This window comes from Suttonella ornithocola (genome assembly GCF_001889065.1).
Classification (GTDB): Bacteria; Pseudomonadota; Gammaproteobacteria; order Cardiobacteriales; family Cardiobacteriaceae; genus Suttonella_A; species Suttonella_A ornithocola.
Map to the genome: position 1 here is coordinate 1 of NZ_LWHB01000059.1, position 13,992 is coordinate 13,992.

General features: G+C 39.3%; 16 protein-coding genes. 1 reads left to right on the forward strand and 15 read right to left on the reverse strand.

Annotation, left to right across the window (positions count from 1 at the left end; translation table 11 throughout):
- A partial coding sequence (locus A5N85_RS15025; RefSeq protein ID WP_211268076.1) for a transposase occupies positions 1-355 on the forward strand: 355 nt, incomplete at its 5' end.
- Positions 356-375: 20 nt separating this feature from the next.
- Here the strand turns inward: A5N85_RS15025 and A5N85_RS16935 are convergent.
- From A5N85_RS16935 to A5N85_RS05020, 15 genes are all read right to left on the reverse strand, one after another.
- Positions 376-507, reverse strand: coding sequence for a hypothetical protein (locus A5N85_RS16935; RefSeq protein WP_281268160.1), 132 nt, complete (start codon positions 505-507; stop codon positions 376-378).
- Complete coding sequence (locus A5N85_RS04960; protein WP_072576240.1) at positions 504-1,781, reverse strand: DUF58 domain-containing protein; 1,278 nt, start codon at positions 1,779-1,781, stop codon at positions 504-506. The genes A5N85_RS16935 and A5N85_RS04960 overlap by 4 nt, the downstream gene beginning before the upstream one ends.
- A gap of 2 nt (positions 1,782-1,783) precedes the next feature.
- The gene (locus tag A5N85_RS04965) at positions 1,784-2,746 is read right to left on the reverse strand and encodes an AAA family ATPase (protein ID WP_072576241.1); all 963 of its coding nucleotides are present in this window, start codon (positions 2,744-2,746) and stop codon (positions 1,784-1,786) included.
- Positions 2,743-3,837, reverse strand: coding sequence for a DUF4350 domain-containing protein (locus A5N85_RS04970; RefSeq protein WP_072576242.1), 1,095 nt, complete (start codon positions 3,835-3,837; stop codon positions 2,743-2,745). Before A5N85_RS04970 ends, A5N85_RS04965 begins: the two co-directional genes overlap by 4 nt.
- Positions 3,834-5,240 (reverse strand): DUF4129 domain-containing protein, encoded by a 1,407-nt coding sequence (locus tag A5N85_RS04975; protein WP_072576243.1) that lies wholly within the window; start codon positions 5,238-5,240, stop codon positions 3,834-3,836. The genes A5N85_RS04970 and A5N85_RS04975 overlap by 4 nt, the downstream gene beginning before the upstream one ends.
- Positions 5,224-6,186 (reverse strand): stage II sporulation protein M, encoded by a 963-nt coding sequence (locus tag A5N85_RS04980; protein ID WP_072576244.1) that lies wholly within the window; start codon positions 6,184-6,186, stop codon positions 5,224-5,226. The genes A5N85_RS04975 and A5N85_RS04980 overlap by 17 nt, the downstream gene beginning before the upstream one ends.
- Positions 6,183-6,881 carry an RDD family protein gene (locus A5N85_RS04985; RefSeq protein WP_072576245.1) on the reverse strand — a complete coding sequence of 233 codons (699 nt, stop codon included), beginning with the start codon at positions 6,879-6,881 and terminating at the stop codon, positions 6,183-6,185. The genes A5N85_RS04980 and A5N85_RS04985 overlap by 4 nt, the downstream gene beginning before the upstream one ends.
- 22 nt (positions 6,882-6,903) lie before the next feature.
- The gene (locus A5N85_RS04990; RefSeq protein ID WP_072576246.1) at positions 6,904-7,254 is read right to left on the reverse strand and encodes a hypothetical protein; all 351 of its coding nucleotides are present in this window, start codon (positions 7,252-7,254) and stop codon (positions 6,904-6,906) included.
- A 9-nt stretch (positions 7,255-7,263) separates the two neighbouring features.
- Positions 7,264-7,713, reverse strand: coding sequence for a hypothetical protein (locus tag A5N85_RS04995; protein WP_072576247.1), 450 nt, complete (start codon positions 7,711-7,713; stop codon positions 7,264-7,266).
- A 154-nt stretch (positions 7,714-7,867) separates the two neighbouring features.
- Entirely contained in the window at positions 7,868-8,296 is a 429-nt protein-coding gene (locus tag A5N85_RS05000; RefSeq protein WP_072576248.1) for a protein tyrosine phosphatase family protein, read from the reverse strand.
- An 81-nt stretch (positions 8,297-8,377) separates the two neighbouring features.
- Positions 8,378-9,196 (reverse strand): 5'-nucleotidase, lipoprotein e(P4) family, encoded by an 819-nt coding sequence (locus A5N85_RS05005; RefSeq protein WP_072576249.1) that lies wholly within the window; start codon positions 9,194-9,196, stop codon positions 8,378-8,380.
- 11 nt (positions 9,197-9,207) lie between these two features.
- On the reverse strand, positions 9,208-10,401 hold the full coding sequence (locus A5N85_RS05010; RefSeq protein ID WP_249023926.1) for a peptide ABC transporter substrate-binding protein: 1,194 nt from the start codon (positions 10,399-10,401) through the stop codon (positions 9,208-9,210).
- The gene (locus A5N85_RS16445; protein ID WP_249023927.1) at positions 10,361-10,777 is read right to left on the reverse strand and encodes an ABC transporter substrate-binding protein; all 417 of its coding nucleotides are present in this window, start codon (positions 10,775-10,777) and stop codon (positions 10,361-10,363) included. Before A5N85_RS16445 ends, A5N85_RS05010 begins: the two co-directional genes overlap by 41 nt.
- An 80-nt stretch (positions 10,778-10,857) precedes the next feature.
- The gene (locus tag A5N85_RS05015; protein ID WP_084601644.1) at positions 10,858-12,429 is read right to left on the reverse strand and encodes a peptide ABC transporter substrate-binding protein; all 1,572 of its coding nucleotides are present in this window, start codon (positions 12,427-12,429) and stop codon (positions 10,858-10,860) included.
- Between the two features lie 50 nt (positions 12,430-12,479).
- The coding region (locus A5N85_RS05020; protein WP_072576250.1) for a peptide ABC transporter substrate-binding protein at positions 12,480-13,992 on the reverse strand (1,513 nt) is incomplete at its 5' end.

The following is a 13,992-nucleotide window of genomic DNA, read 5'->3' on the forward strand; positions in this document are numbered from 1 at the left end:
AATTGTCATGGACAATGCCGCTTTTCATAAACGCTGTGATATTCAAGCAATCATTGAAGAGCATGGGCATGAGATAGTTTGGTTACCCCCTTATAGTCCAGACTTAAATCCCATTGAAAAGATGTGGGCTTGGATTAAGCAAATAGCAAAGAATGGCGGATGGATTGTATTGATACTTTATTCTTTTATCTGCTTTGGATTGGGTTGGGCTTTAGATGATTGCACTATATTTTCAAAATTTGAAAAATTGAAATTTCTCTATTTTATGTTTTTTATAAAGATCTCGGATTGGTATTATCATATAAAGCTCAGCGATTATCAGCGTGTTGCGCAAATCGCCGCTTGGTCTACCTAGCACCATCTGCTGCCCAATTCTCAGCGGTTTTCAGCGGCGGTAATTCCGCCCGATATCAAAAATTCCATTGGCAGAAATTCGTATCGGCGAAGGAGATGCCCAAGAATGAGTAGTAGGATAATGGGCAGAATGGTAGAGATAATTAGGCTCATAAGGGTCGTTTACTTTGTAGATAGGCGTTAATAAGTGGTATTTTAAGTGCGCGAGCTTGGCAGCTAATGAAGTTGATTTTTTCTGCGCGGAGGATTTTTTGTGCACTCTCGAAATGGTTAGCATAGTCATCTCTAGCGGCAACTTGTGCCGCTTGCTCACTTCGATGAATGGGTAAAGGGGTATCTAAATAGGGCGGACATAAGCTAATTAGGATAAGTTTATAGCGATGCTTGAGTAGGCGAATAGCGGCTTTAAGGTTTTGGCTATCTTGGCTTTCTAAGGTGGTAATGAGGATGAGTAGGCAAGTCTTTTTTTCGTAGTAGTAAAATTGACGAGCAAAGTTAAGATAGTCTGGCGGGGTATCATCTGCTTGAAGATTGATGGCGGTATTCATCATTCGTGCATATTGGGTTGTGCCTCGTGCAATGGGTAAATACTGTTTTAGACGCGCTGAAAAGCTGATGAAACCTACAGCATCACCTTGTTTTAGTGCAGTTTGAATGAGCAGCATTGCAGCATCAAGTGCTTGTTCTAGGGCTTCGCCGTGCATTCTTCGTGAGCTATCTAAAGCAATGATAAGTGGTTGCTCAGGGCAATGTTGGTAGCTTTTGCTAATGAGTTTGTTAAGTCTGGCGCTCGCTTTATAGTCGAGATGTTTTAAGTTATCCCCCATTTGATAGTCGCGTAAATGACTAAATTCTTCTTGTCCATGATGATGCGAGAGCGTAGTGCTGATAGGGGAGTTTTGAATGAAATTTTGATGGAGTAGGGGAATATGGCTTTGATGTTGAAAAAGAGGATAGACGCGTAAATCATGGATACAAGGAATGATACGATTATGTCTCCATAAGCCTTGATTATATTGTATTTGAATGCCATAAAATTGCGCATCGCCACGTTGCTCGGGTATTAAGGTATAGGTGATTTTTGCTTGTTCTTTTGGTTGAAGGTTTAGCGTAATAGGCATTTCTTGGCTGTGAAAGCTATCAGGAAAATGGTCATATAAGGAGAGTTTTAGTGGTGTAGGGGCATGAGAATGAATGGATAAGATCATTTGATAAGGTTGCCCGACTGCGGCGACTTTTGCCGCTTCTCGTTTAACGCTTAAGGGCAGTGCTTTTTTGTTAAAACGATAGGCGGTGAGAATCAGCAAGGTAAGCCAAGTCAGGATGAGAGCGATAGAAAGCATGATAGGGATGCCAATTAACATCAGAAAGCCAATGATGATGCTTAATAATCCCCAAATAATCAGCTGAAAATGGCTAGGAAGCATGCTTATTCTCTCGGCGCAGGGATAGTAGAGAGGAGTTGCGTCAGAATATCGTCCGTTGCGAGATTTTCAATTTCTGCTTCAGCAGAACGTATGACGCGATGGCGTAAAACGGGTAAGGCAAGCGTTTTAATGTCTTCTGGTAAGACGTAAGCACGACCTTGGATGAGCGCGTATGCGCGGGCGCAAAGTAATAGTGCCATCCCTGCTCTTGGGCCTGCACCGCTAGCAAGTCCTTCAAATTGTCGCGTTTGTCTGACAATGCTCAATGCGTAATCAATAATGCGTTCATCTGTGCGAATGTGGGTCACGCTTTGTTGTAGCGCGGCTAATTGCTGTGGAGAGAATAGGGAGCAAATGGATTCGCTACGACTCATTGTTGGGTTGGTTTGGCTAAGCATTTCGCTGAGTAGTTGTCGTTCTTCGTTATGCTCAGGATAGGGTATGGTAATAGAGAGTAAAAATCGGTCAAGCTGTGCTTCTGGTAAGCGATAGGTGCCTTCTTGTTCAAATGGATTTTGGGTTGCTAATACCATAAAGGGCTGAGGGACAGCCAAAGTTTGTCCTTCAATGGTCACTTGTTTTTCTTGCATGACTTCTAGCAACGCGGATTGGGTTTTAGCAGGGGCGCGGTTGATTTCGTCTGCTAGGAGTAAATGGGTAAAAATGGGACCTTTGTGAAGACGAAATTCGCCAGCTTTTGCATCAAAGATAAGGCTTCCTGTAATATCAGCAGGCAATAAATCTGGCGTAAATTGTATGCGTTTAAAACTGGTGGAGAAAACTTTTGCAAGGGATTGCACTAATAAGGTTTTCCCTAGTCCGGGGCTTCCTTCTATTAAGACATGTCCACCAGCTAATAGTGCCACTAAGACTTGCTCTATCGCTGTTTGTTGTCCAATAACGGCGGTTTGGATAGCGTTTTTTACCGCAGAAATAGCGGTTGTGAGTTTATCAGTTATCATCATAAGGTTCCTTGAGTGCTTTTAGTACATTCTATGCGGAGTTGTTCAATGGCTGCGATGGTATGGGTAAATTCTATATCGTTGTTGACGGAGCAATTGAGTAAAGCTTCGCGTTTTTGTATTTGCGCTGGTGTTAGATAAACGGTTGGGAGGTTCTTTAATCGCGTACGGCTTGCAGTAAGCAGTTTTTCTCGAGCACCGTTTGTAAGGAGGTAATTTCCAGTTGCGTAGAAATGGCGTAACCATTGTGTTTTTGGTGGCGTGGACGCAGAAGGAATAAGCCGACCAAAGCGGCTACCAAATCGCCATAAAATGGCACCTATCGTCAGTAAGATAAAGGCAATGGATATTATCCAACGCAAAGAGGGTAATTGGGGAGGAGGAGCGGCAGTAGACTGTATCCAAAGAATGTTTTTTGAATCTTGCATCAGGTGTCGTAAGATGACTGCATGGTCGTACTGTAAGATGGGAATATCGGATTTATCCGCTTTTAATCCAATGGTCATGGGATTATTATCGGAAAAGTTGTTAAGAAAAGGGGCGTTATAAACAGTGATTTTTCCTGTGCCAACGGAGAATTGTGCAAGTTCTTGACAACCTGTTTTGGTAGAAATGGTTTGTATAGGCGCCGTTTTTTGGTAGCTAAAGTGCGCACAGATATTATTCGGTGCATGAGCAGTAAAGGAGTGCCAATAGGCATTGGCTTCTTTGGTTTGTGGCTGTTCGGAAATGGTAATATCAAAAATAGGATTGTTTGGATAATCGCTGAGAACCAGATGTCCACCTGCTATCACCCATTGTTTAACTGAATTGGCTTGTATATTAGAGAGTTTAGCTTTTGGCGAGAGAATTAAGGTATCAATAGGCTCAAGTATCCAAGGTTCACGAGCATGACGACGAAGGGTAACTTTCGCACCATAATGCTCTAAAAGCTTCTTAGCGAGAAAGTTTTCTTTCTTTTTGGCTTCTCCTTGCCACCCACGCCATTGTTGCTCTATACGATAGGAGCTTTTTGATGAAAAGAAAAAGCCACCGATAATCGCAAGCAGTAGCAATAAAAAAATGATTAGAAAGGTTAAGCGCTTTTTTGTCATTTTTTCCACGCTTTCGAATATTGTTCGAACAATGATTTTAAGATGTCTGGAGTGGGGGGAGTACCGCCATAAGCGGCATTTTGCCAAGCATGAATTAAGGCAGTAAAGAAAGGAATATGTTCGGGGGTGGTTTGGCGAATTTTATTTAATACTTCGGTTTCAAGGTCTGTGTGTTCGATATGCGCCATTTGGCTATGTTGCAAGCTTTGGCGATAAAGTTGAGAAACCGCTTCTGTAGGGGATTGAGAAAGCCATTTTTCTAATGCGTCTGTAGAAATAAGCGCATTAGGTGCAAGGATTTCAATGGTGGTATTAGTACTGTTTTGATTGGTTGATAAAGTTTTTTGGCGCATTATGCGAGGTCGTCGCCATAGAAGATAAAGTCCGAATAGTGCAACAATGACACATAGCCCAATGATGATAATCCGTAGAATTTCGCCAATTTTTAAATTGAGATTTTCGTTTTTTAAGTGGTTTAAGAGAGAAGTAGGATTTTCTGAGGCTTCAGTAGCTTTAATTTTGGTTTTTTTAAAGGGCGAGAGTTTAGGGTCATCTACAAAAGTTGTTAAATAGGCTTTATCTTTTTCGCTTTCTTGAGCCTGTTGTTCTGCAGCAGAGACGCTAGGAATGGAAAATGTCTGTAAAACAAAAAAGCTAATAATGAGTCCTAGCGATAAGCGCTTTGCTAATGCTTTTAGATTTAAAGCAATTGACCAACCTTCATCACGCATTCTTGGATTTAGATAGGTCATAAAGCCTGCGCTGACTAAAAAGACATTACTAATGGTCATTATCAGCCACGTCAATAAGAGCAAAATTATCCAGAAGCTTTTATAGTTGATAAGTAATAATAAAAATGTTTGTGCTTTATTAGCATTAGGATAAAAGCTGAGCAGAAAATAAATACCGGTAAAGATTAAACACGCTTCTAAAATATGAAAACCGAATACCGTTCCAAATCCTAAGCTTCCTTGTTGGGTAATGTAATTTAAGCGCCGCTTTTTATTTTCTCCCTCTGGTTCTTCTAAGAAGAAAACGGCATTACGGGCAATTCGGCTTAAAGGAAAGAGTTGGCGAAAAGTCAGTTCAGCGAAAAAGCCTCTGGTAAAGCTTTTGATGTAGTCTTGAAAAAAGGCTTTAATTTGCGTTTTTTCTCCAAATAGTAAACGGCTAAATAATAGAACGCAGGGGCGTTCCATGATAAAACGCAATAAGCCAAGTGTCAGAAATGCCCAAAAAAAACTTTGGGTTAGATAGTAGATGATTAAGGTTAGGAGGAAAATAGGTAATCCTGATAGTAAGCTCCAAAACCACATGGGTAGAAAGAAGGTTCTGCCTAAAGCAAAGCTAAGGCTTAAAATTTCAGATTTTTCTCTAGGATAGGGGTTAATTAAGAGTGGCACGGCGCGTTCTTCCCATCCATAAAAAATAGGCGATTAGCAATAGCCAAACAGTGATTCCAACACTAAGTTTTATCACAATAGGTAATAATCGAGGGGAGAAAAATGCCTCAATAGCAGCTGCAATAATGTCAAAAAGAATGACTGCCGGTAATAAGGGGAATAGTTCTTTGACTCGGCGTTGGAGATTGTCTTTTCGGGACATACGCTTTGGAAAAAGCAAGGCAGATGCTAAGGCAAATCCAACGGCAGCGGCAAAAATAAGTGCGCTAAGCTCAAAAGCCGCATGCGTGATAATAAAGGGAAAAAAGGTAGGCATTAACCAATTTTGACTTGCGGTAAAAGCAAATGAAATACCAAGCATAATACCGTTAAAGATTACAATATAAACCGTCAGTAGTCCTGCTAAAATACCGCCAGCCAACGCTTTAAGCGAAATAGCGGTATTGTTAAAAATATAATATCCCCACATCGTCACGTCATCTGCACCCTCTCGCGCTTCCCCAATACGCGCATGGGCGGAAGGTTCGTACAGTTCAGTTAGTTTGTCATGCAGTGAAAAAGCTTCCATCCATCCCCAATTCAACCATACAGAAAGCATTCCGATAAAAATAGATAGCAGAAATAAAAGGGTAGCTAAGAGTATCCAGCGCCATTCTCGTCGAACAGTTTGCGGTAGGTCTAGGCTTAAATAGTCGCTTATAACTGTACTAAATCGACGACGCTGGCGATAAAGCTTGGCATGCCCACGAATGGCTAAATCATTTAGTTTATTGATTAAAGCATAAGAAAAACCATTGGCTTGCGCGGTAGCAAGTTGGGTACAAAGTAGACGATAGCGCTTTGGAAAGGTATTAATTTGGCTTAAAGTGGGTTTTGGATTACTGAGAAATAAGTTTAACCATTGCCAATCTGATAAATGTTGCTCGATAAATTGTTTTTCATTCATCGAATGCCTCCTTGCTCGAACCACGCCGCAATTTCTATCAGCCGTTTGACTCTTTCTTCTTGCGAGAGTTTCGGTAAAAGAGGAGCAAAGGGTTCTGTCATTTCTGCTAGACGTTCTAAGGAAGTGTGGGGAGCAAAACGCGCAAACTCGGAGAGAGCAAGCTGCCCTTGATAGTCAATTTTCCAAGGTGGAGGTGTGGTTTGAGCATCATATATTAGAGGCTTTGGAGAGGGGGGATTTTTTTGGCGGATAATGACAAGAGTGTCCGCCATTAAATCGCCTAGTCGTCGTGTTTGTGGGAAAAATAAAATACATATAGCGCCTACGCCAAAACAACCGGGTAAAAAATCAATATAGCGTAGGACATTGCGCCACATCGCCGATCTGATAGATAGCGGTGTAAGATCAGCATTAACAGCTTGGATTTTTAATAACCACTTTCCTGGCGTCATGCCATTACAAAAAGCCTCAAAGCAAAAGAAATAGCCCCATATCAAAATAAATGCCAAAGCCAATGCTAGCCCTAGCAAAGAAAAAAGAAAAAATTTGATTTGCAGCCAAGCCAGTAAGCCAAGCATTAAGGTGATAATAATAATATCAATGAACAGCGCCCAAAGGCGCTGAAAAGGGTTAGCAAGCGTTGCTTTAATGGATATTCCTTCCGGTGTATAAACCGATACTTCGGCTGAAACCATAGCGGACGCTTGCATCATAAAATTAAAAAATAGCGCTGAATAAGCCTATGATTAAAACAAGCGCAAAAACTGCGAGAAGGAGACCAAAACTGATTCCTTGCACCATCAAATAACGCTTTTGATAAAGACAAGCCGCTTCTAAATCTTCTTCATCTTTTGATGTAATGGCTTTTGCACAAGCATTTTGATAAAGCACTAAGAAAACCAATAACAGTATTTGAAAGATGAGCGAAAAAAAATTACCAAATTTTTCACTTCCGCTGCTGGTTCCAAAAAAACCTATCAATGTAAATAACAGTGAAATTCCATTGATAATAGCTAAAATGAGCGCCCAGAGTTTGGCTTTAGGTAAGACGTTTAATAAAGATTGCATGGGATTACCTTACATGAGTAGAAAAGGAAGAATTAAAGCAGCGATAACACCAGATAATGTCATCAGAATTACTAATAATGACTGAATTTTGGTGTAACGCGTCATGCAATCAAAACATTGTGCAATGTCACTATATTTAGCCGTATCGTGGCGCATATTTTTTGAAAGGCTAGCATAACGACTCATTGATTGCCCCAGTAAGAAAACAACCCAAACACCAATCGCACAAATAATGAAAGTGATAATGCCTGCAAAGACGTGTAGTCGCCCCATTTGAATGGTAAAAGCAAAAAGCACGATGACGGCAATAACGAGTAGAATGAAGTACATAATAGAAATAATACGCGCCCAAAGGCTAGCGCTTCTAATATAATCCACCATTAAAGGGGATGGAAAATCGTCTTCAAGACGGTTTTGTAAGTTTGCTTGTGGCGCTTTATAAAGCTGATTAATTTCCATTTAATCTCCTTAAAGTAAATGGCAAGATTACCATTATGTTAGTGTATAAAAATTTTTCAATAATTACGATGAAAAATTTCAGATAAAAGGAATGTTATTGTTAATAATAAATTTTTATCTGTTGATAATATTTATCACGTGGCTATAAAAAAGATTAGGATTGATATTGCGCTAGGAAATCTCTTAATTGTCCAATGCCGTAACCAGCGTTAGCTGCGGTATCAATGATGCTTTCTAAATCGGTTCCTTTTTGTGCTTCTATTGCTGCCCAAATAATGGTTGAGCGAGTGCCGCTTCTGCAATACATGTGAACTTTTTCCTGTTGTTCAGCCGCACGAGCAAGTATTTCGGCAGTTTTTGCGATGGCTTGCTCAGGAAATTCTCCGTCTCTAACGGGTAAATGATAAGCTTTGATGTCTACTTTTTCTGCTTCTTTTTCAATAACTTCAAAGCTTGGTTGTTCATTTTCTTCTTCATCAGGACGATGGCAGATAATATGTTTGATATCAGATTCGGCAAGCTTTTCAAGTTCGTTGGTTTGTATTTGTGGACTAACAGTAGTTAGCTTATCTAAAGTTTCCATAAAAGCTCCAATAATTAGAATTAGGATAAAAAGAAAGTTGCCATAAATTTTATTTATAACAACTAAATGATAAGAAAAAAGTTATTGAACGGAGTGCTGCCAAGCTTCTAATGTTTGGCGGCGTATTTGATAACGTTCACTGGTTGATTTCGATGAATAGTCTTTAGCTAAGCCAGACTCCCATCCACCATAGATGGGATTGGGTAGAATAATATATTTACGTCCAAATTCATTACGATTTGCATCAACAAAAGCTCGGCGCTCTGCATTATCTTTATGATAAGTTTCGTTACCAAAGTCATTAAGGTTATCTCCAACAAAGACAACTATTTGATAGCCTTGTTGGGTAATTTGATCAAAACGAGCTTGCTTAGACGAAGTATCGCCTCTTAATAGTACAGTTTTCTCATTAACATGTGGAAAACCAAGTGCTTTTAGGTTTTCAATGGTTGGTTGATATTCCGCTCCTGTTTTACGATTGGATACATAGAATATTTCTCCACCATTTTTAACAACGTGATTAGCAAAATCTACCGCGCCAGGAATGGCTTTTGCCTGTTTGGCTTCTACCCATTTCGTCCAAATTTTAGAGTTATAAGCTTGATTGTTAAGGATTTGCCAGGCTGCATATGCGCTATTATCAATCATAGTTTCATCTAAATCGACAGAAACTGCCTTTTTCTTACCTTTTTTCACTTTAGCATGATCAAAAGCATAAGTAGCCGTATTAAAGGCTTGATAAGCGAGTGCCCGATATTCTCCTGATTGTTGCATCCAATCAACAGCCAATGTGGCTTGGTCAGCTTTAGCATTAGTAGAGGTATCAATAGAATTGGAATGATTGCTCACGCAAGCACTGAGTACTATAGGTGATATGAATATGGGAAATAATTTTTTCATTTAACTCCTCCTTATTGGTTGATAGTGATATATTTACTTTGCCAATGATCCATAACATTGGGAACATATCCACTCACATTAGACTTTACCATATGTTTTGATACAAAGTTATAAATAGGAATAAGGCTATAATTATCTAATAAGCGTTTTTCTGCTTGATGAAGAAGTTCTGCACGTTTAGTAGTATTGGTTTCTTTAGCTGCTTCAGCAATTAGTTGGTTGTATTTTGGATCATCTAATCCAACAGTATTAGAACCGCCACCGGTCACAAATAGATCTAGAAAAGTATTAGCATCGTTATAGTCGCCAATCCATGAACCACGGAAAAGTTGCGTATCATAATTGCGGCGATCTGTTAGATAGCTTTTCCATTCTTTGTTAACCAATTTGGTTTCTACGCCAAGTGCTTGTTTCCACATGGCTGCAAGCGCGATAGAAATTTTTTTATTATTTTCGTTTGTGTTATATAGCAGCTCTACTTTTAGTGGGTTTGCTTTAGAGTAACCGGCTTCAGCATAAGCTTTTTTCGCACGCGCTAGCCTTTCTTCATTACTGAATTTAGTGTATTCAGGAACATAAGGTGTGTAATGTTCTATGCCTTCAACAACAAAACTGGTGGTTGGAACTTCTCCAGCTGCTGTAATTTTATCTGTAATAGGTACTCTATCTACAGCTAATGTAAGTGCTTCACGCAATTTTGGATTATCTTTAAATGGCGGTTTGGTTAAGTTAAACCCATAATAGAATGTGCCAAGATAAGGAGAGATTTTGACTTCATCTTTCAAATGTTCATTTGCCCACTGAAGCTGCTCTGAGGGAATATCAGAAGTGAAATCTAATTCACCAGCACGATAACGCTTAAAAGCAGCGCTTTGTTCTTCAGTAGGATAATAAATCACTTTATCTAATGAAACTTTATCAGCACCATAATAGGTAGATGATTTGCTAAGCGTTACTTGTGCTTGGGGTTGCCAATCACTTAGAGTAAAAGCACCATTTGAAACCATGTGTTCCGGTTTTGTCCATTCCTTACCATATTTTTCTACAACGGCTTTTGGCACAGGATAGGTTACGGCATTAACTAACATTCCTAAAAAATAAGGAGTAGGGTGATTAAGCGTGACTTGTAAGGTATGGTCATCAAGTGCTTTAACGCCTAAGGTATCAAGATTTTTTTTCTTTTCCTTCTGTAATCGCTTGAGCATTAACAATAGGATAAAGGAAAAAAGCGTATTTTGAACCTGTCTCAGGATTGACTGCTCGTTTCCAAGCATAGACAAAATCTTCAGCAAGAATAGGACTACTATCTGACCATTTTGCAGGACGTAAATGGAAAGTATAGGTTTTGCCGTCTTCAGAAATATCCCAACTTTCAGCCACACCGGGAATGAGAGAGGCATCTGCTGCTTCATCTACCAGACCAACAAATAGATCACGCAAAATATGCATTTCTGGCATACCTTGTGCAAAAGCGGGATCAAGTGTTGCTGGCTCAGAGTCATTGCCTTTACGAAAAACTGTTTCTGCAAAACTATTGATATATATAGTTGAAAACATTAAAGCTATTAAGATTTTTTTCATGATATTTATCTCCCAGGAGAAGGATTTTAGCGCCTTGAACCAATCCAAGGCACTTAGAATGTACCTTAATTTATTTTTATTTATTCAATACGCAAATATTGTGACGGATAAACATCCATAATATTGCCTTTAAAGCCTTTCACTCTAGGTTTAACCAATTTAACGCTCACATAGTGATACATTGGTGCAATAGCATAATTATCAGTGAGGATTTTTTCTGCTTGTTTAAGTACAGCAGCACGCTCTTTCAAATCTAAGATAGTAGAAGCTTTATTGAGTAAAGCATCATATTCTGGATTATTATAACCAGTGTCATTTACACCAGAAGAAGCACGAAAAATATTTAAGAAAGTGGTTGGGTCGTTATAATCACCTACCCAAGCATAGCGATAAACTTCGGTATTTTTTTGGCGCATATCTTGAATAGCAACTTTCCATTCTTTATTGACAAGTTCTGTTTGAACGCCTAAAACTTGTTTCCACATGGCAGAAACAGCAATCGCAATATTTTTATGCCCTTCATTGGTATTATAAAGAACTTGCACTTTTAGAGGTTTCTCTTTGGAATAACCGGCCTCTGCATAAGCTTTTTGTGCTTCAGCAATTTGTGCTTTTCTATCAAGTTTTGCCCATTCTGGTGTATAAGGATCGCTATTAGCTGTATTGGGAGGAACAACCGCATAAGCAGGGACTTGCCCAGCTTTAGCTACTTTTTCAACTAAAGTTTTACGATCAATCGCCAATGTTAAGGCTTTACGCAAATTAAGGTTGTCTTTAAAAGGTGGCTTAGTGAGATTAAAGCCATACCAGTAAGTAGCTAAATAAGGATGAATTTTTAATTGATTTGGAATTTCTTTTTTTGCCCATTCTAAGCTCTCGGTTGGTACAGATTCGACATAATCAATTTCATTAGCACGATAACGCTTAATCGCACTTGAGCGGTCTTCAATGGGATAATAAATCACTTTATCTATTTGAACATTGTCAGCATCCCAATAGGTGTTGGATTTTTTCACTGTGATTTGAGATTGAGGTTGCCAAGCGGTTAGATGATAGGCACCATTTGAAATCAAATTGCCGGGTTGTGTCCATTTATCGCCATACGCTTCAATAGCCGCTTTAGGGACAGGATAAGTCGTATAGTGTGCGGTAAGCCCTAAGAAATAAGGAACAGGATAATTGAGGTGAACTTCAAAAGTTTTGTCATCAATGGCTTTGACCCCTAATTTAGTAATATCTTTTTCTTCACCGTTAGCAATGGCTTCAGCATTTTCTACAGGATAAAGTACAAAGGCATATTCACTTGCGGTAGCAGGATTTACTGCACGTTGCCATGCATAAACAAAATCTTGTGCTGTGACTGGATTACCATCAGACCATTTTCCATTATCGCGGAGATGAAAAGTATAGGTTTTACCATCTTCAGAAACTTCCCAACTTTTAGCAGCGCCAGCAACAATATTTCCTTCGATATTTGTTTTCGTTAATCCTTCAAAAATATCATAAATAATTGTGCTGCCAGCAGATTCAGTTGAGATTTGCGGGTCAATACTTTTAGGCTCAGCGCCATTGTCCCGACGAAGAACAGTTTCTGCAAAAGTAGAAGCAGAAACTAGAGCTATTAAAGTAAATACTAGCATTTTTTTTTGCATAATTTTTCCTTGTTTACAAGAAGAAAAGGCGACAAATTGTCGCCTATCTTTTATTTTTCAACCGTAATATATTTAGAACGAGAGTGATCCATGATGTTGATGTCATAACCTTTGACATAAGGCTTCACTAAGCGCTTAGTAACATAGTGATAAATCGGCATCACAGCAGTATCATTGACGAATTGTTTTTCAGCTTGTTGTAAAACTTTAGCACGCTCATCTAAATCTTGAATATTCGCGGCATCTGCGACATATTTATCAAAATCAGCATTTGCATAGCCGGGATCATTTAAGCCACCAGCATTACTTTGGAAAAGTTCTAAGAAAGTATAGGGGTCGTTGTAATCGCCAATCCAGCCTGCGCGGAATGCTTGTGTATTTTTTTCTCGACGATTTTGTAAATAAACTTTCCATTCTTGATTGACTAAATCAGTTTGTACGCCAAGGACTTGTTTCCACATTGCGGCAATAGCGACGGCGATTTTTTTATGATTTTCACTAGTGTTATAAACCAACTCTAGCTTGAGCGGGTGCTCTTTAGAATAGCCTGCTTCCGCATAAAGCTTTTTGGCTTCTTCAATTTGCTTTTCGCGCGACCAGTTCGCAATCTCGGGTTCATAGCTTTTATAGTGAAGCACACCTGGTGGAATAAAGTTATAAGCTGGAAGTTCACCTGCGCCGGTTACTTTTTCGGTTAGCACTTTACGATCTATTGCTAAAGAAAGCGCCTCACGAAGTTTGGGATTATCTTTGAAGGGTGCTTTGGTTAGGTTGAAACCGTAATAGTAAACCCCGAGATAGGGTTCAATTTTTAATTCATCAGCTAAATTAGCTTTTAACCATTTGATTTGATCGTTTGGAATTTCATACGTCCAATCTAGTTCGCCAGCACGATAACGCTTCAATTCTGCATTTTGGTCTTCAATAGGATAGAAAACCACTTTATCTAATTTAACGGCATCTTTGTCCCAATAATTATCGGATTTAACCAAGGTCATTTTAGAATTTGGTACCCATTCTGCCATTTTGAATGGGCCGTTAGAAACGATATTTTCTTTACGCGTCCACTCTTTTCCATATTTTTCAACAACTGCTTTAGGAACAGGATAGGTTGATGAGTGAGTCAGTAAGCCTAGGAAATAGGGAGTAGGGCTATTTAAGGTAATTTCCACCGTATGTGGGTCAATTGCTTTCACTCCAAGTTTGTTCAGGTCTTTTTCTTCACCTTCAGCAATGGCTTTGGCATTAACGATTGGATAAATGATAAAAGAGTAAGTTGAACCTACCGCTGGATCAACTAAACGTTGAAGTGCATAGACAACATCATCTGCTGTAAATGGACTTCCGTCTGACCATTTTGTATCGCGTAAATGGAAAGTGTATGTTTTGCCGTCATCTGAAACATCCCAATTTTTTGCAACACCGGGAACAAGTTCGCCCTTAGAATCTTCTGCAACTAAACCTTCAAAAAGATCGCGTTGGATGTGTGAAGAAGGAACGCCTTCGGCAATTTGTGGGTCAATGGAATGAGGTTCAGAACCGTTTCCTCGATTAAAAACCATT